Source organism: Mesorhizobium loti (genome assembly GCF_013170705.1).
In the GTDB taxonomy this organism is placed as follows: Bacteria; Pseudomonadota; Alphaproteobacteria; order Rhizobiales; family Rhizobiaceae; genus Mesorhizobium; species Mesorhizobium loti_D.
Window position 1 is genome coordinate 3,447,446 of record NZ_CP033334.1, and the last position, 21,344, is coordinate 3,468,789.

At 66.7% G+C, this 21,344-nt stretch carries 20 protein-coding genes; 9 read left to right on the forward strand and 11 right to left on the reverse strand.

The window, feature by feature from the left end; genetic code table 11:
• Positions 1 to 92: 92 nt before the first annotated feature.
• Genes EB815_RS16735 through EB815_RS16745 form a run of 3 tightly spaced genes read right to left on the reverse strand, consistent with a single transcriptional unit; the run spans position 93 to position 3,893 of the window.
• On the reverse strand, positions 93 to 2,351 hold the full coding sequence (locus EB815_RS16735; protein ID WP_056571299.1) for a xanthine dehydrogenase family protein molybdopterin-binding subunit: 2,259 nt from the start codon (positions 2,349 to 2,351) through the stop codon (positions 93 to 95).
• Positions 2,341 to 3,399 (reverse strand): FAD binding domain-containing protein, encoded by a 1,059-nt coding sequence (locus EB815_RS16740; RefSeq protein ID WP_056571301.1) that lies wholly within the window; start codon positions 3,397 to 3,399, stop codon positions 2,341 to 2,343. The genes EB815_RS16735 and EB815_RS16740 overlap by 11 nt, the downstream gene beginning before the upstream one ends.
• Positions 3,396 to 3,893, reverse strand: a complete 498-nt coding sequence (locus EB815_RS16745; RefSeq protein WP_056571303.1) for a (2Fe-2S)-binding protein — start codon at positions 3,891 to 3,893, stop codon at positions 3,396 to 3,398. Before EB815_RS16745 ends, EB815_RS16740 begins: the two co-directional genes overlap by 4 nt.
• A gap of 285 nt (positions 3,894 to 4,178) precedes the next feature.
• Here EB815_RS16745 and EB815_RS16750 point away from each other — a divergent pair, with 285 nt between their 5' ends.
• On the forward strand, positions 4,179 to 4,796 hold the full coding sequence (locus EB815_RS16750; RefSeq protein ID WP_056572109.1) for a TetR/AcrR family transcriptional regulator: 618 nt from the start codon (positions 4,179 to 4,181) through the stop codon (positions 4,794 to 4,796).
• Positions 4,797 to 4,900: 104 nt separating this feature from the next.
• Entirely contained in the window at positions 4,901 to 5,368 is a 468-nt protein-coding gene (locus EB815_RS16755) for a hypothetical protein (RefSeq protein WP_056571305.1), read from the forward strand.
• Between the two features lie 19 nt (positions 5,369 to 5,387).
• Here the strand turns inward: EB815_RS16755 and EB815_RS16760 are convergent, their stop codons facing one another.
• From EB815_RS16760 to EB815_RS16775, 4 genes are all read right to left on the reverse strand, one after another.
• Entirely contained in the window at positions 5,388 to 5,660 is a 273-nt protein-coding gene (locus EB815_RS16760) for a hypothetical protein (RefSeq protein WP_056571307.1), read from the reverse strand.
• Between the two features lie 122 nt (positions 5,661 to 5,782).
• Positions 5,783 to 6,787 (reverse strand): zinc-dependent alcohol dehydrogenase family protein, encoded by a 1,005-nt coding sequence (locus EB815_RS16765; RefSeq protein ID WP_056571308.1) that lies wholly within the window; start codon positions 6,785 to 6,787, stop codon positions 5,783 to 5,785.
• 78 nt (positions 6,788 to 6,865) lie between these two features.
• The gene (locus EB815_RS16770) at positions 6,866 to 7,123 is read right to left on the reverse strand and encodes a hypothetical protein (RefSeq protein ID WP_056571310.1); all 258 of its coding nucleotides are present in this window, start codon (positions 7,121 to 7,123) and stop codon (positions 6,866 to 6,868) included.
• Between the two features lie 109 nt (positions 7,124 to 7,232).
• Positions 7,233 to 7,985 (reverse strand): DUF899 domain-containing protein, encoded by a 753-nt coding sequence (locus tag EB815_RS16775; protein WP_056571312.1) that lies wholly within the window; start codon positions 7,983 to 7,985, stop codon positions 7,233 to 7,235.
• A 313-nt stretch (positions 7,986 to 8,298) separates the two neighbouring features.
• Between EB815_RS16775 and EB815_RS16780 the strand changes: the two genes are divergently transcribed.
• From EB815_RS16780 to EB815_RS16790, 3 genes are all read left to right on the forward strand, one after another.
• Positions 8,299 to 9,519 (forward strand): hypothetical protein, encoded by a 1,221-nt coding sequence (locus EB815_RS16780; protein ID WP_056571314.1) that lies wholly within the window; start codon positions 8,299 to 8,301, stop codon positions 9,517 to 9,519.
• A 36-nt stretch (positions 9,520 to 9,555) separates the two neighbouring features.
• Positions 9,556 to 10,188 (forward strand): Vgb family protein, encoded by a 633-nt coding sequence (locus tag EB815_RS16785; protein ID WP_065005313.1) that lies wholly within the window; start codon positions 9,556 to 9,558, stop codon positions 10,186 to 10,188.
• Between the two features lie 143 nt (positions 10,189 to 10,331).
• Positions 10,332 to 11,162, forward strand: coding sequence for an aldo/keto reductase (locus EB815_RS16790; RefSeq protein ID WP_056571318.1), 831 nt, complete (start codon positions 10,332 to 10,334; stop codon positions 11,160 to 11,162).
• Here the strand turns inward: EB815_RS16790 and EB815_RS16795 are convergent.
• Both EB815_RS16795 and EB815_RS16800 read right to left on the reverse strand, forming a co-directional pair.
• Complete coding sequence (locus tag EB815_RS16795) at positions 11,140 to 13,254, reverse strand: alpha/beta fold hydrolase (protein WP_245303353.1); 2,115 nt, start codon at positions 13,252 to 13,254, stop codon at positions 11,140 to 11,142. The genes EB815_RS16790 and EB815_RS16795 overlap by 23 nt on opposite strands.
• Before the next feature lie 586 nt (positions 13,255 to 13,840).
• Positions 13,841 to 14,149 carry a hypothetical protein gene (locus EB815_RS16800; RefSeq protein WP_056571320.1) on the reverse strand — a complete coding sequence of 103 codons (309 nt, stop codon included), beginning with the start codon at positions 14,147 to 14,149 and terminating at the stop codon, positions 13,841 to 13,843.
• A 175-nt stretch (positions 14,150 to 14,324) separates the two neighbouring features.
• Here EB815_RS16800 and EB815_RS16805 point away from each other — a divergent pair, with 175 nt between their 5' ends.
• From EB815_RS16805 to EB815_RS16815, 3 genes are all read left to right on the forward strand, one after another.
• On the forward strand, positions 14,325 to 14,984 hold the full coding sequence (locus EB815_RS16805) for a glutathione S-transferase family protein (protein ID WP_056572111.1): 660 nt from the start codon (positions 14,325 to 14,327) through the stop codon (positions 14,982 to 14,984).
• A 317-nt stretch (positions 14,985 to 15,301) separates the two neighbouring features.
• Entirely contained in the window at positions 15,302 to 16,804 is a 1,503-nt protein-coding gene (locus tag EB815_RS16810) for an ATP-binding protein (RefSeq protein ID WP_056571322.1), read from the forward strand.
• Between the two features lie 7 nt (positions 16,805 to 16,811).
• Positions 16,812 to 17,630 carry a hypothetical protein gene (locus EB815_RS16815; protein ID WP_155772442.1) on the forward strand — a complete coding sequence of 273 codons (819 nt, stop codon included), beginning with the start codon at positions 16,812 to 16,814 and terminating at the stop codon, positions 17,628 to 17,630.
• Between the two features lie 40 nt (positions 17,631 to 17,670).
• Here the strand turns inward: EB815_RS16815 and EB815_RS16820 are convergent, their stop codons facing one another.
• On the reverse strand, positions 17,671 to 18,315 hold the full coding sequence (locus tag EB815_RS16820; protein ID WP_056571326.1) for a class I SAM-dependent methyltransferase: 645 nt from the start codon (positions 18,313 to 18,315) through the stop codon (positions 17,671 to 17,673).
• 218 nt (positions 18,316 to 18,533) lie between these two features.
• On the opposite strand from EB815_RS16820, the gene EB815_RS16825 reads away from it, so the two are divergent.
• Positions 18,534 to 20,078, forward strand: coding sequence for an alpha/beta hydrolase (locus EB815_RS16825; protein WP_056571328.1), 1,545 nt, complete (start codon positions 18,534 to 18,536; stop codon positions 20,076 to 20,078).
• Between the two features lie 82 nt (positions 20,079 to 20,160).
• On the opposite strand, the gene EB815_RS16830 is transcribed toward EB815_RS16825, so the two are convergent.
• A complete protein-coding gene (locus EB815_RS16830; RefSeq protein ID WP_065005314.1) occupies positions 20,161 to 21,183 on the reverse strand; it encodes an aminopeptidase in 1,023 nt (340 codons plus the stop codon).
• Positions 21,184 to 21,344: the final 161 nt, after the last annotated feature.

A 21,344-nucleotide genomic window follows, 5' to 3' on the forward strand; every position in this document is an offset into this window, starting at 1 on the left:
CAGTTGCTTGACGCTGGTGGAATTATTTCATGTCGGACAGGTGGAGGCCCACCTGTCCGTCCGGCGCTTTCGCTCCGGGCGTTCGTCATTTCTCACCCGAGCAGGTCCTCGATGCGGATCGGAAAGCGGCGAGGCCGCACGCCGGTTGCATGCCAGACCGCGTTGGCAACCGCGCCGGCCGTGCCGGTGACGCCGATTTCGCCGACGCCCTTGATGCCGAGCGCGTTGACGTAGGGGTCGTCCTCATGGACCAGGATCGCCTCGACCGACGGCACGTCGGCATTCACCGGGACATGGTATTCGGCGAGATTGGCGTTCTGGATCCGGCCCGAGCGCCGGTCGGTGCTGGCTTCTTCATGCAGCGCGAAGGAGACACCCCAGATCATGCCGCCATAATACTGGCTGCGCACCAGCCTGGGGTTGATGACCCGTCCGGCGGCGAAGGCGCCGACCAGCCTGGTGACGCGGATCTGCCCGAAATCCGGATCGACCTTGACCTCGGCGAACACGGCGCCATGCGCATGCTTGGCATAGGTCTCCTGCGATGCCGGATCCGGAGCGCCCTTGCCACGGCCTTCGATCTCGGTGAGGCCGGCGCGCGTGAGGATCTCGGCATAGCTTTCGCCGCGGCTTTCATCGTCGCGCCGGTACAGCCGGCCGCCGCGCGCCACGACGCCCTCATTGCCGGCGCCGAACAATGGCGAGGCCTCGTTGCCGGTGGCGAGATCGGCGAGCCTGGCGATGACGGCGGCGCCCGCATTGTGGATCGCCATGCCGGCCGTCGCCGTGTGGGCGGAGCCGCCGGCAATGCCCGCATTGGGCAAGTCGGAGCTGCCGGCCCTGAAATCGACCTGGCCGATGTCGAGCCCGAGCCCGTCGGCGGCGATCTGGGCGAAGGCGGTCCAGGCGCCTTGTCCCATATCCTGCGCGCCGGTCTCCATCAGGCCACTGCCATCGGCCCTCAACACCGCACGCGCCTCGGCCTGGAACATCAGGGCGGGGAACGTCGCCGTACCCATGCCCCAGCCGGTGAGGAAACCATCGGCGTCGCGCATCTGCCGCGGCCGCGGCGGGCGGCTCGCCCAGCCGAACGTCCCGGCCGCCTGTGCGTAGCATTCGCGCAGGGCCTTGGAGGAGAACGGCTTGCCGGTCATCGGCTCGACCTCGGCATAGTTCCGCAGCCGGAATTCCAGCGGGTCGATGCCGCAGGCGTGAGCCGCCTCGTCGATGGCGCTCTCCAGCGCGATCGAGCCGGTGGCTTCGCCTGGCGCCCGCATGAATAGCGGCGTACCGGTGTCGAGCCGGACCGCCTCGTGCGAGGTGGCGATGGCCGGGCTGGCATAGAGTGTGTGCGAGGCATCCGCCGCCGGTTCGAAGAAGTCGTCGAACGTGCTCGACGCGGTCTTGGCGTGATGGTCGATCGCCGTCAGCCGGCCCTCGCCATCCATGCCCATGCGCAAGGTCTGGCGCGTCGGAGCACGGTGGCCGACCGGCCCGTACATCTGCTCGCGCCGCAGCACCAGCTTGACCGGACGGCCGACGAGGCGCGCCGCCAGGATGCCTAGCACCTGCGGCCCCGAAATCATGCCTTTCGAACCGAAGCCGCCGCCGAGGAAGGGGCTGCGTATGTGGATGTCCTGGGGCGCGATGCCGAACAGGCCGGCGATGCGGCCCTGCGCCATGGCAAGGCCCTGGCTCGGCGTGTCGATCGACAGCCGGTCGCCATCCCAGGCGGCGACGATCGCGTGCGGCTCCATGGCGTTGTGGTACTGGGCCGGCGTCTCGTAGGTGGCCTCGATCCGCGTCCTTGCCGATTTGAGGCCGGCCTCGACATCGCCCTTGTGCTGCACCGCCGGACCGCCGACGCCGACACCGCGCGGCACGAAGCTTTCGGCACCGTCGAGACCGACGCGCGCCGGCAGTGCTTCATAGCGCGGCGACAGCAGCGCCGCCCCTTCGGTCGCCGCTTCCAGCGTCTCGGCGATCACCACGGCGATGCTCTGGTTGGGGTAGCGGACCTCTTCGTTCTGCAACAGGTCGAGCCGGAACATGAAGGGATGGTCCTTGGCATCCGGATCGGCGGCGAGCGCCGGCCGGTTCGTGGGCGTCATCACCTCGACCACACCCTCGTGCGCCTTGGCCGCCTCGATATCCAGTGAGGCCACGCGGCCGCGCGCGATGCTGGAGACGGCGAGCACGGCGTAGAGCATGCCGGGCGGATGGTTGTCGGCCGCGTAGCGCGCGGCTCCGGTGACTTTCAGAAAGCCGTCGCGGCGGGTCAGCGGCTGGCCGATGCTGGAGCCTTGCCGCGCGTGGGCGGGTTGCTGGTTGAGGCTGAGTTCAAGCGTCATGGCGCGCTCCGGGAATGGAGGAAAAGGGAGAAGCCGGAAGGGCCGGTATCCGCTCGGGCGTCCCCGCCAGGGCAGACGTCAGCGCCCTGACCACGATGCGGCGGGCAAGCTCGATCTTGAATGCATTGTCGCCGGAGGGGCTGGCATCGGCCAGGGCCGCGTCCGCCGCGCTGGCGAAGGTCGCCTCGTTGGCATCCGCGCCAAGCAGCACGGCTTCCGCCGAGCGCGCCCGCCACGGTTTGGCCGCGACGCCGCCCAATGCCAGCCTCGCGGCGCGGATCTTGCCGCTGTCGACGACAAGTGCCGCGGCGGCGGAGACGACGGCGAAGGCGAAGGAGGTGCGTTCGCGCACTTTCAGGTATCGGGCGTTGGCGGCGAAGGAGGCCGCCTCGGCCGGCAGCCGCACCGCCACGATCAGGTCGCCGGGCTCCAGCACATTCTCCCGCTGCGGCGTTTCGCCGGGAAGCCGGTGGAATTCCTCCAGCGTCACATGACGCCGGCCCTGCTTGCCCTCGATCTCGACCACGGCGTCGAGCGCCACCAGAGGCACGCAGAAGTCCGACGGATGGGTGGCGATGCAGGCATCGCTCCAGCCAAGCACTGCGTGCAGGCGGTTTTCGCCTCCAATCGCGTCGCAGCCGGTGCCGGGCTCGCGCCTGTTGCAGGCGCTGGCGGTGTCGTAAAAATAGCTGCAGCGCGTGCGCTGCAGGAGATTGCCGCCGACGGTGGCGGCGTTGCGAAGCTGCGCGGAGGCGCCCGACAGCAGCGCCTCGGCCACCGCCGGATAGGCCTTGGCGAATGCCGTGTCGTGGGCGAGATCGGCGTTGCGGACCAGCGCGCCGATGCGCAGGCTGCCATCGTCCAGCCGTTCGACGCGGTTGAGTTCCGGCAGCCGCGAGATGTCGACGACGCGCTCGGGGCTGGTTATGCCGCCCTTCATCAGGTCGAGCAGATTGGTGCCGCCGGCGAGATAGGCTGAACCCGGCCGCGCGGCCGCCGCGATGGCGTCCGGGATCGTGGCGGGCCTGACGTAATCGAAGTCCCTCATGCCGCGGTCCTCCGGTCGGCCTTGGCAAGTTGCTCCTGAGCTTCCAGGACGGCCTCAACGATGCCGCCATAGGCCGCGCAGCGGCATATGTTGCCGCTCAGCCCCTCGCGGATGCGTTCGGGATCGTCCCCGGCCTGTCCTTCGGCGATCAGGCCGAGCGTGCTCATGATCTGGCCCGGTGTGCAGAAACCGCACTGGAAGCCGTCATGGGCGATGAAGGCGGCCTGCACCGGATGCAGCTCCTCGCCACGGGCGACGCCCTCGATGGTCAAGACATTGGCGCCGTCATGGCTGACCGCCAGCGCCAGGCAGGAGTTGATGCGATTGCCGTCGACCAGCACCGTGCAGGCGCCGCACTGGCCGCGGTCGCAGCCCTTCTTGGTGCCGGTGAGGTCAAGCCGCTCGCGGAGGAGGTCGAGCAGGGTTACGCGCGGATCGACTTCCAGTTCGTGTCGGTGTCCGTTGATGGTAAGCGTGATGGGAAGACTGGTCATGGGCGTCTGGCTCCAGTTTGCTTGACGCGGATGGGAGGTGAACTGGTGCCTTGCCGGAGAACGGCAAGGTAAATTCTTGGTCAGGTGTTGGAGGAAGTGACAGCGGATCTCCGGGGAGACAGGCGGGCAGGGGAGATGTCGGCTTGCAGGTTCGAAAGGCGTGACATAAGCGTTCCCCTTCTTATATGATGAAAGCACTCCACTAAAGCGGAGGCGCCTCCGTTTATTACGTGGGGGCTGGCCCGGCCGGGTTCAAGCCCCCATATTTCGACCGTGGAGAAAAAATTGGCCGTCGAGCCGTCCGTCATCGCCGAAACGAAGACCGCCGCGGACACCAAGCCGCTGCGCGCGGACGCGCGACGCAACCGCGACCGGCTGGTCGAGGTGGCCGCATCGGTCTTCGCCGAACGCGGCATCGATGCCTCGCTGGAGGACATTGCGCGCCGCGCCGGTGTCGGCATCGGCACGCTCTACCGGCATTTTCCGACGCGCGAGCATCTGGTCGAGGTGGTCTACCGCCGCGAGGCGGAGGCGCTGTGTGCGGCCGCCGGCGAGCTTGCGGCAAAGCATCCGTCCGATGTCGCGCTGGAAGAATGGATGCGGCGCTTCGTCGACTACATCGCCACCAAGCGCGGCCTGGCAACCAGCCTGCGCATCCTCCTCACCACCAACTCGACGCTGTTTTCCGACACGTCGGGCAGGGTCTCCCAGGCCTTGCGGCAATTGGTCGAGGCAGCGGTGGCCGACGGCACGATCCGGGGCGACGTCGATGCCTCCGACGTGCTGCATGCGCTGTCGGGAATCTACTCCGCCCCCGACACGCCGGAGTGGCGAGACCGCTCGCGTCGGCTGGTCAAGCTGTTGATGGACGGCCTGCGGTTCGGGGCAAACAGCGCGGGTTGAGGATCTGGATATCGGCCGCGTGACAACCATGCCTATCCACGATCTTTGAGGGGATCCGATATATGTGGGCCGTTCCTGCAAGCTGATCGCAGCCGGCGACCACCTTGCTCGAAATGCAATCGGTCCAGGTCAACGCACTGCTCAAGGACGCCAGGATTCCCCCGCAGATCCATGGCGAACTGACAGCTGATCCGCGATTTCCGCGATCAGCGGCGCGCCGCGACCGCATCAAGAACAATCCCTATCCGCGCCAGTACGCCATCGTCAGTTCCATGTTTGTCATGATCTCGCTGTTGCCGTTCGGCGTCGTTCCGGTCTTTGCCGACATGGGCAAACCTGGCGGCATGCTGGGCACGATCGGCATCTGGCTGACGATCCGTTCAGCACGCTGCTGGGCTGGCCTACATGTCTCTCGACCAGTCGGCGAGAGCAGCGCCAACCCGTTCGAGGGCAACGCCAACGACGTTCCGATCTCGCGGATATGCCGCGACATCGAGATCGAGTTGCGCGCCGGGCTTGGCGAGGCTGACCTCCCCAAGCCCTTGCTGCCGGTCAACGACATCGCGACCTGAAGTGCCGGACCTGGCGCGGTTACGCTTTGGCTTCGACGAGGATCACCAGGGACTCCGGCACCACGCCATCGTGCGACATGGCGTCGGCGGCCGCCTTGCTCTGCATCAGCGCGGCCATCTTGTCCATATCCGGCACGTCCATCATCACGGCCACCCGTTTCGGGTTCTGCGGATCGACGAAGGTGCGGATGTTGGTGATCCCCAGCGAGCCGAAAAGCTCCTTGCGCTTGGGTGAAGCGAGCCAGTGCTTGCTGTCTTTCGAGATGTTGTGATGGCCGATTACGGTTGGCATGGCATCCTCCCCAGGGTGACGCCGGCGGCCGAAATCGCCCGCCTGATGCTGCGATCCACCTGTACAAGGCACTGAGCGCCGTTTCCTGGAGGCTGTCAATTAGCCATTGCTGATGGAATGGCTCAAAGCTCCAGGCAAACCTTGCCGAAGTGCTTTCGCGCTCCGTAATGCGTGAAGGCGGCGGCAATGTCGCGCAGCGGGAAGCGGCGGTCGATGACGGGCTTCAACCCGTTGACCTCTATCGCGCGGATCATGTCCTCCTGGTCCGCCCGGCTGCCGATCGAAATACCGCTGATGCGGATCTGGTTCGAAAACACGGCCGGGATCGAGACATCAGCTGCAAAACCGGTCAGGACGCCGATCAGGGCGATGTGGCCGCCTGTCCGGCAGGCGACCAGGGATTGCGCCAGCGTGGCGGGGCCGCCGACCTCGATCACGTGATCGACGCCGCGCCCGTCGGTCAACTCCCGGGCCTCGCGGCCCCAATCCGGGACGGCCTTGTAGTTGATGGTCGCGTCGGCACCGAGGCTTGCGAGCCGCTCCAGCTTTTCCTCGTCGGACGAGGTGGCGATGACCCGGGCGCCGGCGGCCTTGGCGAATTGCAGCGCGAACAGCGAAACACTGCCCGTGCCCAGCACCAGCACCGTGTCGCCGGGCTTCACCTTGCCGCGCACCACCAGGCCTCGCCAGGCGGTGACGCCGGTGCAGGTGAGCGCCGCCGCCTCCAAATGGCTATGACCCGCCGGGGCTTTCGTGAAGGCATGCGCCGGCATGCACACATATTCGCTGGCGAAGCCGTCGAAATTCTCTCCCGGAATGTCGCGTCTGGTGGCGGGCGTCATGTCTCCGTCCAGCCACCAGGGATAGAAAACGCTGACCACGCTGTCGCCCGGGCGGAGCGCATCGACATCGCCGCCGACGGCGATCACTTCACCCGCGCCGTCGGACAGCGGCACGCGGCCGTCGCCGAGCGGTGTCTTGCCCTGCACCGCGAAATCGTCGCGCATGTTCAACGAGCAGGCGCGGATCCTGACCAGCACGTCACCTGGCCCCGGCCGGGGAGGATCTTCCTCGACCAGTTCGAGCCTGTCCAGGCCACCCGGCGCCCTCAGCCTGACCAGCTTCATTGTCTTCTCCTTGTGTGGATGTCTTGATATGGCGACAGCGAGCCCGGTCTAAGTGAGCCAAGTCTAACCGAGCCAGGCCTATCGGACCTGCCGGCCGGAGATCAGCCTGAGCCAGGGTGCGAGATGGAAGGCGCTCATCAGCAGGTACATGGCCGCCATGCCGGTCAGCGGCGAGCCGCCCATGCACAGCATGGCCGTGTCGCCACCTTGAAGACATGAGAGCAGGGCCATCAGGGCGAAGGTCGGTGCCGCCGCGAGACACAGCCAGTCGGCGACGCCAAGGGAGGCGGTATTTTCGGGGGTCGCGCCGCCGGTGCCGGAATGGATGTCGGTCATGGTCCTTTTCCCTGATGATCATGCCAGTGACGAGGCCAGGGCTTGGGTTCTTCGCCCCACGGTGTGGGGAAGAGGAACCCAAGCTCGATGGGGCGTCGATCCACCGGTCCTATTGTTCGCCCTTGTCGCGGAAGGCGGCTTCGCCGGCGGCGGCCACTTCGGCCCACTTCTTGTCGGCACCGGCTTCATAATTGTCGTGCCAGTTCCACCAGCTGTAGAGCGGGGTCTGGGGATAGCCTTCGGGCGAGTCCTCCCAGATCTCCTGGCGGCCGAGCGGGGTGGCGTCGAGATAGCTCCAGACCGTGCCCATCGCCTCGTCGCCGCGGCTGTTGATGAAATAGGTGCGGAAGACGCGGTCGCCGTCATGGATGAAGACGTTGTGGCCATGCCATTCGTCGACCCCGAAGTCTTTGTCGAAGCTGTCGGTGATGGTGTACCAGGGTATTTCCCAGCCCATCCGCTTCTTCAGCCGCGCAATATCGGCCTGCGGGGCGCGCGAGGCGTAGGCGAGCGTGGTGTTGCGGGCGTTGAGATGGGCGAGGTGGCCAACCTGGTCGGCGCCGAGCGAGCAACCGCGGCAGGCGTGATCGGGCCAGCCATAGACACCGGGCTCGAAGAAGGCGCGGTAGACAATCAGCTGGCGGCGGCCTTCGAACAGGTCGAGCAGGCTTGCCTTGCCGTTGGGGCCCTCGAACACATAGGCCTTGTCCACTTCCATCCATGGCATGCGCCGGCGTTCGGCGGCGAGCGCGTCCTTGGCGCGCAGCGTCGCCTTCTCCTTCACCAGCATCTTCTCGTGCGCGGCGTCCCATTCCTGCCTCGAAACGATCGGCGGGGTCTTCATGGTCAAGTGCTTGGTCATTGGTCTTCTCCTTTGCCAGTCATGGGGCCGTTGCGGCCTGTGATCGCCCGGGGATCCTGAGCCAGGGTGGGGCGGTGAGGGACAGGTGTTGCGAAAGCGGTTGGGTCCGCATCGTCCGGTCCGGCGCAGCAGGGGTGACGCCGGGCATGCCCGGTGGCGTCGTTCGGTGCGTCGAGAGCAAGGTCGGTTGAGACAGTCATCGCGTTCTCCTTGGTGTGCCGCCCGTTGCCGATGCGGCTTGCTGCTTGGCCGTGGTGACTTAAGTTAGGGCGGTGTTTTTCGAGGTGGGAGTTACAAGTGTGACGGGATTTGAATGGACTCGCTGATCACGGCGGCGGCACTGGCGCTGGCGGCGGGCGATCCGCTCGCGGCGCTCGACCGCGTCGCGCTGCGCGAGGATGCGCCGGCACTGGCGCTGCGCGGCATTGCCATGGCGCAGCTCGGCGACTTCGACCGCGCCAAGCTTCTGTTGCGGCGAGCCGCGCGCGCCTTCAGCCCGAAAGAGGCCGTCGCGCGCGCCAGATGCGTCGTCGCCGAGGCCGAGATCGCGCTGGTCTCGCGCGATCTGGGCTGGCCGGCCAAGGCGCTCGACGCGGCGCGGACCGCGCTGGAGAAGCATGGCGACCGGCTTAACGCGGCGCATGCCGGCCAACTCAAGGTTCGGCGCCTGTTGCTGATCGGCCGCCTCGACGAGGCCGAACATGTGTTGGCGGGGCTCGACCCGACGCCGCTGCCGCCGGCCGCGAGGGCCGCCCATGAGCTCGCTGTCGCCGGCATCGCCATGCGGCGCCTCAGGATCCGGCCGGCGCGCGCGGCGCTGGAATGGGCACGCAACGCCGCCCGCCAGGCCGGCATTCCGGGCCTCATGGCGGAGGTCGCCAGCGCATCGCTGGCGCTCGAAACACCGGCGGCGCGGCTGATCACGCAAGGTGCGGAGCGGCCGCTGCTGCTCGAAGAGGTCGAGGCGCTGCAGGCATCGCCGGCGCTGGTCGTCGACGCTATTCGCTATGTCGTGCGCGCTGGCGACAGCACCGTCTCGCTGGCGAACCGGCCGGTGCTGTTCGCGCTGGCGCGCGCGCTCGCCGAAGCGTGGCCCGGGGATGTATCGCGCGAGGATCTCGTGGCGCGGGCCTTCGGCGGCAAGCACGCCGATGAATCGCACCGCGCGCGCCTGCGCGTCGAAATCGGCCGGCTGCGCGCCGAGCTTGCCGCGCTGGCGGATATCAGCGCCACCAAGCGCGGCTTCACGCTGGCGCCGCGCCATTCGCGCGCGGTTATGGTGCTGGCGCGGCCGATCGAGGAACGGCACGCGGCGGTGCTGGCCTTGCTCGCCGATGGCGAGGCCTGGTCGAGCTCGGCGCTGGCGCTGGCGCTCGGCACCGGCCAGCGCAGCGTGCAGCGGGCGCTCGAGCCGCTTGCCGAGGCAGGCAAGGTACAGTCCTTCGGCCATGGCCGGGCGCGCCGCTGGATGACGCCGCCGGTGGCCGGTTTCACGACCACCTTGTTACTCCCGGCGCCGCTGCCAAATGGTTAGGAATGGGTCATTCCACCATCACGCGAGGAGAGAGACATGAAACATGCAGCGGCCGAGATCCTGCGCGAATACGGACCCTTTCCCGGTGTGGAGCGGGTGCATGGGGTGAGCTTTGACGGTGAGAACGTCTGGTTTGCCTCGGGCGAAAAACTCAATGCCTTCGATCCGCAAAGCGGGCAGACGCTGCGGTCGATCGATGTCGCCGCACATGCCGGCACCGCCTTTGACGGCCGGCATTTCTTCCAGCTCGCCAATGATCGCATCCAGAAGATCGATCCCGATACAGGCAAGGTGCTCGCCACGATCCCGGCGCCCGGCGGCGGCCGCGATTCCGGGCTGACCTGGGCCGAAGGCACGCTCTGGGTGGGGCAGTACCGCGAGCGCAAAATCCACCAGATCGATCCCGAGACCGGGAAAATCCTGCGCACCGTCGAATCCAACCGCTTCGTCACCGGCGTGACCTGGGTGGACGGCGAGCTGTGGCACGCCACCTGGGAAGGCGATCAGAGCGATCTGCGCCGCGTTGATCCAAGAACCGGCAAGGTCCTGGAGACGCTCGACATGCCCGATGGCATCGGTGTCTCGGGGATGGAATCGGATGGCGGCGAGCGCCTCTACTGCGGCAGCACGTCCGACGGGGTGGTGCGAGCGGTGCGCCGGCCGAAGTGAGGCGCTTTCTCTGACGGAGGCATCAGGGCCGCGAAGTCGAGCCGCGCGAATTTGTCCATCGGTGACTGGCCGTCGCCCCGGCGCGCGCCTAGATAGGCTGCGTTGGGCGACCGCCCGGACATCTCTTCGCAAAGGAATCGACCATGCCCGAACAGATCACGCTGAACGACGGCGCCACCATTCCGCAGCTTGGCCTTGGCGTCTGGCAGGTCGATCACGGCATCACCGCGCAAGTGGTGGGCTGGGCGATCAAGGCCGGGTATCGGCTGATCGACACCGCCGAGGGCTACCAGAACGAGGAAGGCGTCGGCGAGGCGATCCGCGCCGCCGGCGTGCCGAGAAGCGAGCTGTTCATCACCTCGAAACTGCGCAACGGCGCGCATAAGCGCGATGCGGCCCTTCGCGCCTTCGACGACACGATGAAGAAACTCGGCATCGAGCAGCTCGACTTGTTCCTGATCCACTGGCCGGTACCCAGCCAGGACAAATATGTCGAGGCCTGGAAGGCCTTGATCGAGCTGCAGCAGGCCGGCCGCATCAAATCGATCGGCGTCTCGAATTTCAACCGGGATCACCTGGAGCGCATCATCGGCGAGACCGGCGTGGTCCCGGTGGCCAACCAGATCGAACTGCACCCGCGCTTCCAGCAGCGTGCGCTCAGGGATTTCCATGCCCTGCATGACATCCATACCGAAAGCTGGAGCCCGCTCGGCAGCGGCCGGCTGCTCAGCGACCCGACCATAGCGGGCATTGCCGGCAAGCACGGCAAATCCGCCGCCCAGACGATCATCCGCTGGCACCTCCAGCAAGGGCTGATCGTCATCCCGAAGTCGATCCACCAGGACCGCATCACGGCCAATTTCGATGTCTTCGATTTCGAACTGGACGCAGAGGACCTGAAGACGATCGCCGGCATGGATTCGGCCGACGGCCGCGACGGACCGAACCCGGCTACGGCGTCGTTCTTGTTCTGACGATCGCGTGCTCTCCCTCACAGAGGAGGGCACGTCCTGCCCCAGGGTCTGAAGGCGATTCGCTGACCCTGAAAAACGAAAGTATGCCCGGCAGGCCGCTTGCTTCGATGTCGCCCCGCTCCTGGAATATCAGGCTGGAGCCGACCACGAGATCGCGCACGGTTCGCGATGCGATGATATCACCCGGTTCGGCATGATCGAGCAGCCGCGATGCCAGCTCGATCGCGATCCCCGTAAGATCGTCGCCGCGCTCCTCGCATTCGCCGGTATGGACCGCGCAGCGGATATCGACGCCGGATTGTCGCAGGCGATGACGGATCGCGATGGCGCACTGGATCGACTGGGTCGGCCTCTGGAACACGGCGAGAAATCTATTTTCCGAGTGCCTGATCTGCCTGCCTTCGGCAGTGAGCAATTGGGCACGGATCTCTTCAGTATGGCGTTCGACAAGATCCGCGCCGTCACAGTAGGGTGGGTTACCCATCTCCAGCAACAGCACCGACACCAGGATCCGTTCGTCTGGCGCCGCCGGCAGGGTGCCGGTAACGAAGGACTGGATCTCGTCGACGAGACGATCGGAATTCTCGCCCCAGATCACGTGATCGCGGCCGGCGAGTTCGATGTATCTGGCGCCTTCGATGTGCGTCGCCAGGTAGCGTCCTTCTTCAGGGTTTACCCAGCGGTCGCCGGTGGTCTGCACGATCAGTGCTGGAACATGAATGGCAGGCAGAATGTCACGTACGTCGATTTCTGTCCCCCAGCGCCAGAGCGCGATGGCGTCGGCGGGCGAGGCTGAATTCCTGAGATACGCGGCGAACCATTCTTTCTCGAAGCTGTCATTCATCAGGCTCGGTGCCGCATTGCTCATGTCCGCAGGCTCGCCCCATTGTCTTTCGACAGCGGCCAAGTCTTCTTCCACCTGCTCGCTCGTCCTTGCCCATGGGTAGTCCCTCGACCACGTGCCCCTGGCATAGGTTCCGTTGAGCACAAGTGCCGCGGTGCGCTCCGGATAGGTCGCCGCGAACAGCATGCACATGGGTCCGCCTTCGGAACTGCCGAACAAAACTGTTCGCTTCGAGCCGACCGCATCCAGCACCGCCCGCATGTCTTCCATACGTTCCTCAAGGGTCGGCAAACCAACGCTGCGGTCTGACAATCCTGTGCCGCGCTTGTCCATGCGGATCAGGCGCGAAAAGGTGCCGAGGCGATGAAGCACACGCGAAAGCCGCGGCGACGACCAGGCAAGATCGAGGTTGGACACCCACCCTGGAACATAGATCAGGTCGATCGGTCCATCGCCGGTTACCTGATAGGCGATGTTGATCCCGGCCGATTTGGCATAGTGGGTCGAGGCCTGCTGCTGCTCGCCGCCGAATGCCGGCCGCTCGTCGGCATGCGTCGCTGGTGACGCCCCGGCCGGCGAGGCCGGGCCTGCCGTCCTGGACTGAACTTGCGGCGCCATCCGGCGCCTTCGCAGCTCTTCGTACAGGGAACGGGTTTCCGGCTCGGGCTGCAGGTTGAGCTCGCGCTGCAGCACACGACGGCAATCTTCATATTGTTTCAGCGCAAGATTGGTCCGGCCCTGAGCGGCAAGGGCTCGCATCAGGGCTCGGTGGATGTCTTCCCGCAGGGGCTCCATGGTCAGCAAACGCGTTGCAGCACGTACACATGATGCCGGATCGAGCGCCGAGTAGTGCGCAACGAGCCTGTCCAGCGCCGCGACCGCCATCGCCCTCAGGCCCTCGCGCTCGACCCGCAGCCAGTCTTCGAAGGGCTCTTCCTTCAGCCCAAATCCTTCGAGCAGGTCGCCTCGATAGACGAGAAGCGCCTGTTCGAGATCCGCAGCCGTTGAACTGGCGGCCAGTGCCTCGAACCGGGCGACATCGAAATCAAGTTCATCGAGATGGAGGACGACGTTGTCACCGTCGGTCAGGAGGCGGCCGCCGGACGCCTGCAGGGCTTTCCTCGTGGCCGACACCGCCTGTCTGAGGCTCATCCGGGCCTGTGCCTCGCTGTTGGCGCTCCAAAGCAGTGTCGCGAGCTTCTCGCGCGACTGCGAATGGCCCGCTTGCAGCGCGAGATAAGCCATCATCGCCCGCGCCTTGCGGCTGAAGGCCGGGACCACGGCCCCGACACCGGCAAAGTCGAAACCGCCCAGAAGATAAAGATGAGGCCCCGTCATCGGATCCCGCCCCAGCCACGTGTCGAACGCGATTGTCCGGTGTAGCGGCCTCTATTTCAACCGCCATCTGCCAAGAGCGCCGTTTTTCACGATTCCATCACGCGGCTTTCATCTGCTTCGTCACGCAGGCAGCCGACAGTTTGCCGACGGGAGCAACCTCGGGAGGATGCCATGCTGCCCTCAAGGTCAACTGATTGGCCGTTTCGGCTCGATGATGGCTCACGGCCGGACTTCTATCCGGCGCCCGCGCCAGCAGGGTTGCGCCACGGCATCGCGCTTGAACGCTACCTCGAACGGCAAAAAGCCAGCCGGGCATTGGCGATATCCAGGACTGATTGGGGGAAGGCCCTCGAGCCATTGGTGCTATCGACAGCGCGGATCGTCGTGCGCCTGTTTGGCCGGCGTTTGAAAGAAGGCCAGCACCGCCGCTGCACTCCTGACGTGGATGGCGAAGCTCCCCGCTTTCTCCCTGGGGTATCGCGACGATGAAGCGGCGTCAAATCCCCGAACCGTCCAACTGTTGCGCATCGTCGCCTTGCCAGGGGGCAGGCATCGAGCCGCCCCGGCTGAGATTGGCCGAGGGCAGGGGCATCCAGCATTTCAGCTCCGGCTCGGCATATTCGACGACGCGGCCGGGCGAGGAATCCGACGCCCGCCAGCCTTCCCCGGCGAACTGGTCGCCGCGCGACCAATAGGCGAGGTCGACTTCCGCCGGGCCCTGTTCGGAGGGGCGCACCGTGACCAGGATCCGGCTGCCGTCCTTGGGCGCTGTCGACATGTGGCGCCACCGTTCGGGCTCGTCCATCGCATTTCCTCCTGCCTTTGGTGCTATGGGAAGTGTCGCCTCGCCATCGGGGCCGGTCAACCCAAACTTTGTCGGATTGCACCGTCCGCTTTCGTCCTTGGTCTGGCGACGTTGGCCAGGACAAGGAGAGGCATTCATGAGTGACAAGGTCGAGCCGGTGCCGGCCGCGGGCGAAATGAAACTGTATTTCAGCCGCAACCCCAATCCGCGCCTGGCGGTCGCGGTGGCGCGTCACCTCAAGGCGGGGGTGGCCTTCGAATTCGCGTCGCCCTTCGCGCCGGGGCAAGCGGAACGATTTCGGCCGCTCAATCCCAATCTTTCCCTTCCCATACTGGCCTGGCCGGGCGGCAGCCTGTGGGAGACCGACGCCATAGCCTGCCGGCTGTCGCGCGACATGCGTTCGGATTTCTGGCGCTCCGGCGATGACGAACCGGAGATGATCCGCTGGCTGAGCTGGGGCAAGGAGAATTTCGCCAGGGCCTGCGACATGGTGCATTTCGAGCGTGGCACCAAGCAGCGCTATCATCTGGGCCCGATCGACCATCAGCTGGTCGAGGAGGGGTTGGGTCTGTTCCACAAGATGGCCGCGATCCTTCAGGCCGCACTCGCGGGCCGGCAATGGCTGGTCGGGGATCGGGTCTCCTATGCCGACTTCCGCATGGCAACGTTCCTGCCCTTCAACGATGTCGGGAGGCTGCCGCTCGGTGATTATCCCGGGCTTGCCGGGTGGTACCGCCGGCTTGAAGGCATCGAGGCCTGGCGCGATCCGTTCAACGCGCTCGACGCGCCCGAATTGCCGCCGGTGCCGGGGCAAGGTGCGGAAGTGACGATGTAAGGTGAAACCGACGGCCGGCGCATACGGAGAGGGAACTTGAAGACGCCGGCCGCCATTTGGGGCGTTGGGTGCATCTCGTTGGGGCTCGATGCAGGGTCAGGCTAGACGGATGACCGGCATCTTCAATCGGAACGCCCGCCCATGGTGAATGAGCGGTTACTATCCACAGGCCGGCGGGGCGATGGCACGCTCTTCGCCCGGCCTTCACCGTCTCTCGCAACTGTGTGCAACGCCGGGCAGTCGGCCATCAGTGCTCGACGGGCAGCGCCTGGGTTGGTAAGCCCCATGCCGCGCAGGAGACCTTATTGAGTCGAGACATGACCGTTGCGATCGAGATGGGACACACCACGGCGGGCGCCCCAGCGAACCTCGATCTCGAGGAACTGCTGGCGACCCGCCTTCTGGTGCAGGGCAATTCCGGCTCCGGCAAGTCGCATCTCCTGCGCCGGCTCCTGGAACAGAGCGCGCCCTGGGTGCAGCAGACGATCATCGATCCCGAAGGCGACTTCGTCTCGCTCGGCGAGCGCTACGGCCATCTGGTGATCGATGCCGAGGAGCATACCGAGCGCGGCCTGCAGGCGGCCGGCGAGCGGGCACGCATCCACCGCGTCTCCACCGTGCTCAACCTCGAAGGGCTCGACGCGGAGAACCAGATGCGGCGCGCCGCCGCCTTCCTCGGCGGGTTGTTCGAGGTCGCCCGCGACCATTGGTACCCGATGCTGGTGGTGGTGGACGAGGCGCAGCTGTTCGCGCCGGCTGTGGCCGGCGAGGTTTCCGACGAGGCGCGCAAGCTTTCGCTTGGCGCCATGACCAATCTGATGTGCCGTGGCCGCAAGCGCGGGCTGGCCGGCATCATCGCCACGCAGCGCCTGGCCAAGCTCGCCAAGAACGTCGCGGCGGAAGCGTCGAATTTCCTCATGGGCCGGACTTTCCTCGACATCGACATGGCGCGCGCCGCCGATCTGCTCGGCATGGAGCGGCGCCAGGCGGAAGCCTTTCGCGATCTGGAGCGCGGGCAGTTCATGGCGCTGGGGCCGGCGCTGTCGCGCCGGCCGCTCGGCCTGCGTATCGGGCCGACCGACACCAGCCCGCGCAACGGCACGCCGCGGCTGATGCCGCTGCCGGAAGCGGCACTGGAGGACGCCCGCGCCATTATCCTGGCGGCACCGCCGCCCGAGGCGGTACGCGCGCAGCGCCGTGTGGCGTCGCCGGACCTGCTCGACCAGCTGATGGCGGCGAAGTCGGCGGCGCTGGAAATCCGCCCCGAACCGGCGGAGCCGCAAATCAGCGCCGAGGACCTGGCCGATCGGCGCGAACGGGTCGACCGCGTGCTGAGCGCCATTCTTGCGCAACCCGACGCGGGTTTCCGCGTCATCGGCGTGCTCTACCAGGAATTCGTGGTGCGCTGCCGCATCGAGGGCCTCGCCTCGGTGGTGCCGGATCTGCCGGAGTTCCGCCGCATGCTGACGCGCGCGCGCGCCGGCCTCGGCTCCGAGACGACGCAGGATGACGCGTGGCGGGACGTTTCGGTCCGCGCGTCGCTGCTGCCCGACGACATGCAAGGCGTGTTCATGATGATCGCGCGTGCGGCGAAGGAGGGCTGGCCGTGCCCGAGCGACGCCGCGATCGCGCGCGCCTATGGTTCGCACTCGCTGCGCCGCGCCCGGCGCCTCCTGACCTATATCGAGGAGCAGGGCCTCATCGTCTGCCAGCTCGACGGCACGGGAAAGCGCACGGTGACGCTGGTCGAACTCGCCTGGGCCACGGCGCCCGGCGATCCCAATGCCGAGGAGGCGGAGCAGGGGAGCCTGGCACTGTGAGACGGCCATGACGCGTTCAGCCCCCGACGGATCACAGAGGCAGCCCGGCGGCAATGCCGCCCGGGTGCGCATCATGGGAACGCCGAGATCCGGCACAAATCTCGCCAAGCACCTGGTCGAAACGCATCTCGGCATGCCTGTCGTCTTCGACCAGGGCTTTTGGAAACATGGCATATTTCCGGCGCTGATGAGCGGACGCGAGCTCGGATATGGCGGCTTGCCCATCATCGTGATGAGCAAGGACCCGGTTACCCAGCTTCTGTCATGGTTCCGTTTCACCAGGAACGATAGTATTTTCAGGCCGGCCAGACATCTCGGTCCGTTCCTGAACAGGCCTTTGGAAATCAGGCAGGATTTCACGCAACCGAAGCAGATGAAGTACAGGTTCCGCAACCCTGCCGACTACTGGAACCAGTTCTATTTTGCCATGGAAGCCCTGCGCCGCACCGGGGCGCCGGTGCATTTCGTCTGTTATGAGCAGCTCGTTTCCACGCCGGCCCTTTGCCTGAGTTCGATGTCGCGTTTTCTCGATCTTGCCTCGCCTTTCGACGCCGGCGCCCCGGTGATGGTCCCCCGCTATGCGATTGGCGCAAGCAATGACATCGACCGGCCCGCCGATCCGGCCGCCAATCAGGGCCCGTTCGATCCCGCGCGCGCGGACCTGGCATCGGCGCTTGCCAGGATCGGATGGCGCAATGCGCGCCGCATCCTGCGCGACATCGACGATGACGTGCTCGAGGCGACGGGCCGGGCCGGATTCCGCAAAACCTGCCGGAAGGCGATTGGTCCCGCGGCGATACTGAGGTCGCTGGTGGGTTTTTGGTGAGAGGTGGGCGGACGCCGGCAAGCTTGACGTCACCCGCCCATCAAGCCGCCGCGGGGGGCGCCGCAATGCCGGCGTGATGGCTGCCCAATTGCCAGAAGGGCAGGGCGAAACGCCCGTGCTGCTGTTCGGTGAGGCTGAAGCCGGCGGCGCGGATCAGGCTGAGCGGATCGCGGTCGAGGTGACAGCCGCCGGCGAGGCGCCCCCACAGCTCGTTGAGGCGCCGTTGCCAGCTGCGGCACCACTTTCCCTCGGCCTGGCCGTGCTCGATGAAGATCAGCTGGCCCGTCGGCTTCAGGATACGCCGGATTTCGCCGAGCGCCGCCTCGGGGTCCGGGATGGTGCAGAAGGCATAGGTGACGACGACCGTGTCGGCGAGGCCATCGGCCAGTGGCAGGCTTTCGCCACTCGCCCGCAGGCACTCGACCCGGAATGGCAAGGCACGGCTCCTGGGACCGGCAAGGCCGAGCATCGTGCCGTCGGGATCGACGCCGATCAGCCATTCCACCTTGGCGGGGTCGTAATAGGGAAGGTTGAGGCCGGACCCGAAGCCAACCTCGACGACAATCCCCTTTGCGCGCGGGATCACACGCCGGCGCATCCGCGCGAAGGCGCCGGCCGAACAGCCGGCGTGGACGAGGTAGGGGGCAACGCAGCGCGCGTACCAGGAGAGGCAGGTCTGGCACATGGCTCAGCCTCCGTGCCCGGTGTTGGCGGCGACGGCAGGGGTGCCGCCGCCAGCAAGCGGTTCCGACATGCGATGGCTTGACGTATTGACCGGTGACATTTCTCGCTCCAAGGGAGTCTCCTGATCGGGCCCCATTGGCCCGACGTCGCGGGGATGGATAGATGGCCGGCGTCCCCTCAACGTCCTCTCGGCATCGTTGCGCGGCCGCGTGCGGATCGATGGAGCTGATACAACTCAGATTGCTGGGGTTTCCGGAGTTCCGGCTGGACGGCCGGCGGGTGGAGCTCGCCCTGCGCAAGGCGGCCGCGCTCGTCATCTACCTCGCCGAGGCCGGTGGGCCGGTGGCGCGCGACGTCGCCGCCACGCTGCTGTGGCCCGAGGCCGACGTGGAAGCCGCCCGCGCCCGCCTGCGGCGCACGCTCTACAAGATCCGCGTCGCCTTCGGTGAGGAGATCATCGTCGCCAACGCGGCATCGCTGAGCCTGCGCCCGGCGCTCTCGGTCGAGGCCGATTCCCGGGCCTTCGACCATGCTTGCGACGCCGGACTGCTCGACGCGGCCGCCGGCCTCTACACCAGCGACTACCTCGCCGGCTTCTCGCTGCCGGACTGTCCCGAATTCGAGGAATGGGTGTTCTTCCGGCGCGAGGCCTTGCGCAGCCGGCTGGTGCAGGCGCTGGAGCGGCTGGTGGAAGCCAGGATCGCCGGCGGTGATGCGCGCGGCGCTGTCCCGCACGCCACGCGGCTTGCCGCGCTCGACCCGCTGAGCGAAAGCGCGCACCGCCACCTCATCCGCGCCCATCTGGCGGCCGGCGACAGGGCGGCGGCCGAGCGCCAGGGCGAAACCTGCACGCGGCTGCTGCGCGACGAACTCGGTGTGGCGCCGGACCCGGCCACGCTCGCCCTGCTGCGCGCGCCGATGCCCGACCCCGAACTGGAGATGCCCAGGACCCGCTATGTCGAGGTGGACGGCATCCATGTCGCCTACCAGACCGTCGGCGGCGGCCCGGCCGACATCGTGCTGGTGCCGGGCTTCATCTCGCATGTCGAGCGGATCTGGGAAGACAGGAGCTGCCGCGCCTGGCTCAGCGCGGTGTCGCGCCTCGGCCGTCTGATCCTGTTCGACCGGCGCGGCATGGGCCTGTCCGACCGGGTCGGCGCCCGCCCGACCGTCGAGGCGACGGCGCGCGACATTCTGGCGGTGATGAACGCGGCCGGCAGCCGCAAAGCCTTGCTGGTCGGCGCCTCGGAAGGCGGGCCGGGCTGCATCCGTTTTGCCGTCGACCACCCCGACCGCCTGACCGGCCTGGTTCTGTGGGGTTCGCTCGCCAAGGGCAGCCACGCGCCGGACTACCCCTTCGCGCTGACATCGGCGCAATACGATCTGTGGCAGCGGCGCCTGCTTGCCGGCTGGGGCGGCCCGGCGGAAATCGAGACCTTCGCGCCCAGCGTCGCCCAGGACCGCCAGGCGCGTGCCTGGTGGGCCGGCCTGCTCAGGGCCGCCTCCAGTCCCGGCGCGGTGGCGGGCCTGCTGCGGGCGCTGCGCGATGCCGATGTGCGGCCGCTGCTGTCAAAAGTCTCGGCCAGGACGCTGGTCCTGCACCGCGCCGGCGACCACGCCGTGCGCATCGAGGCCGGGCGGTACCTGGCCGCGCGGATCGCGGGAGCCCGGTTTGTCGAGGTGGAGGGTGAGGATCACTGGTTCTGGGTGGGGGAGCAGCGGGCGCTGCTGGAGACGATCGCGGCGATGGCGGGCGGACGGTGAGGGCCCCGCTTGCGCGCGTGTCGGCCATATCAGGCATTGGTCGAGGCCGAGCTTGCTAGGCCGGCCGCCGTACTCGCCGACGTCAATTACACGTCGTCGCGGTCCTCAGCGCCTCCGCACGGGAAGGCTGAGGCAAGGCCGCGATGCGCCGAACGGAAGCGTAGAACCTTGGATAGTCGCCGGAGCACAAATCATACAGGCGAAGGAACGCCGGGACCTGCTCGCCATAGACGGACGTCGCGGCGAGCTTTGCGTTGTTGATGGGGCTGTTGAACCAGGCGTCGTATCCGCGGTATCCGGCCCAGCGCCCGTCGCGCATCTGCCGGTAGCGCACCCGCAGCTTGTCGATCGTGGCTGTCTTGGCGGCAGCCATCTGTTGGGGCGCGCGGGGACTTCCATAGACCTGCCGCAACTCGTCGCGCGTTTGCGCGATCAGTCCGAGAAAATCCGCGCTGCGCTTGCGGCCGGCTTCGTAGCGGCGCAATCCGGCGCGATTGCCGGTGACCCGCAGCCATTTCCTCACGCCGCTGGTTTCGACGGCGACCGCGAACGCCTCGTTGAACGCGGAGTCGTTGTTCACATAGATTTTCTGATGCGCCAGCTCATGGAAGATGAGGCTCGCAATATAGGTGTCGTCCTGACGCAGCATGGTGCTGAGCAGCGGGTCGCTGAACCAGCCCAGCGTGGAATAGGCGGTGACGCCCGAAACGTAAACGTCCAGCCCCTTCCGCCGCAGGTCGCCGGCACTTTCAGCCGCTGATTTCTGGGAAAAGTAACCCCGGTACGGAACGCAGCCGAAGACCGGAAAGCACCATGTCATGGGCGTGAGCGAGAATTGCGGCGCGGCAAAAACGGCAAAGGTCACATTGTCCCGGCCGATGTCGACATAGCTTCGATAGCTGCTGTTGTCGGGCAGCGCCAGCTCGTCCGTGGCAAAGCGGCGTATGGCGCTCGCCGACGTCAACTTGGCGCGCAATACCTCCGGCGTCGAGGGATCGTGGATGAGCCTGCCGACATTTTCGCGCGCCGCCATGATCCGCACATGGCCTTCCAGCGACTGCGCGTAGTAGGAAACGCTGGTGCACCCGGCCAGGCCGGACGCCATCACCACAGCGGCAAGCAATCGAAAAAAACGCTTCACAGCTTGCCCACCGCCTGCTTGTCGTCCATGGCGCGAATGCTCATTTGCCCTCGTGTCAGGCGCACCGATTTTCGTCAAGAGCTGGCGGGGGCAACAGGTCGGACTTTCGAACTGGCAGGACTGGC

Excerpts from the sequence above, each read along its gene's own strand:
- EB815_RS16735 (WP_056571299.1), bottom strand. The coding sequence starts at position 2,351 with ATGACGCTTGAACTCAGCCTCAACCAGCAACCCGCCCACGCGCGGCAA.
- EB815_RS16740 (WP_056571301.1), bottom strand. The coding sequence starts at position 3,399 with ATGAGGGACTTCGATTACGTCAGGCCCGCCACGATCCCGGACGCCATC.
- EB815_RS16745 (WP_056571303.1), bottom strand. The coding sequence starts at position 3,893 with ATGACCAGTCTTCCCATCACGCTTACCATCAACGGACACCGACACGAA.
- EB815_RS16760 (WP_056571307.1), bottom strand. The coding sequence starts at position 5,660 with ATGCCAACCGTAATCGGCCATCACAACATCTCGAAAGACAGCAAGCAC.
- EB815_RS16765 (WP_056571308.1), bottom strand. The coding sequence starts at position 6,787 with ATGAAGCTGGTCAGGCTGAGGGCGCCGGGTGGCCTGGACAGGCTCGAA.
- EB815_RS16770 (WP_056571310.1), bottom strand. The coding sequence starts at position 7,123 with ATGACCGACATCCATTCCGGCACCGGCGGCGCGACCCCCGAAAATACC.
- EB815_RS16775 (WP_056571312.1), bottom strand. The coding sequence starts at position 7,985 with ATGACCAAGCACTTGACCATGAAGACCCCGCCGATCGTTTCGAGGCAG.
- EB815_RS16780 (WP_056571314.1), top strand. The coding sequence starts at position 8,299 with ATGGACTCGCTGATCACGGCGGCGGCACTGGCGCTGGCGGCGGGCGAT.
- EB815_RS16785 (WP_065005313.1), top strand. The coding sequence starts at position 9,556 with ATGAAACATGCAGCGGCCGAGATCCTGCGCGAATACGGACCCTTTCCC.
- EB815_RS16790 (WP_056571318.1), top strand. The coding sequence starts at position 10,332 with ATGCCCGAACAGATCACGCTGAACGACGGCGCCACCATTCCGCAGCTT.
- EB815_RS16795 (WP_245303353.1), bottom strand. The coding sequence starts at position 13,254 with ATGATGGCTTATCTCGCGCTGCAAGCGGGCCATTCGCAGTCGCGCGAG.
- EB815_RS16800 (WP_056571320.1), bottom strand. The coding sequence starts at position 14,149 with ATGGACGAGCCCGAACGGTGGCGCCACATGTCGACAGCGCCCAAGGAC.
- EB815_RS16805 (WP_056572111.1), top strand. The coding sequence starts at position 14,325 with ATGAAACTGTATTTCAGCCGCAACCCCAATCCGCGCCTGGCGGTCGCG.
- EB815_RS16810 (WP_056571322.1), top strand. The coding sequence starts at position 15,302 with ATGACCGTTGCGATCGAGATGGGACACACCACGGCGGGCGCCCCAGCG.
- EB815_RS16815 (WP_155772442.1), top strand. The coding sequence starts at position 16,812 with ATGACGCGTTCAGCCCCCGACGGATCACAGAGGCAGCCCGGCGGCAAT.
- EB815_RS16820 (WP_056571326.1), bottom strand. The coding sequence starts at position 18,315 with ATGTGCCAGACCTGCCTCTCCTGGTACGCGCGCTGCGTTGCCCCCTAC.
- EB815_RS16825 (WP_056571328.1), top strand. The coding sequence starts at position 18,534 with ATGGAGCTGATACAACTCAGATTGCTGGGGTTTCCGGAGTTCCGGCTG.
- EB815_RS16830 (WP_065005314.1), bottom strand. The coding sequence starts at position 21,183 with ATGGCGTCCGGCCTGGCCGGGTGCACCAGCGTTTCCTACTACGCGCAG.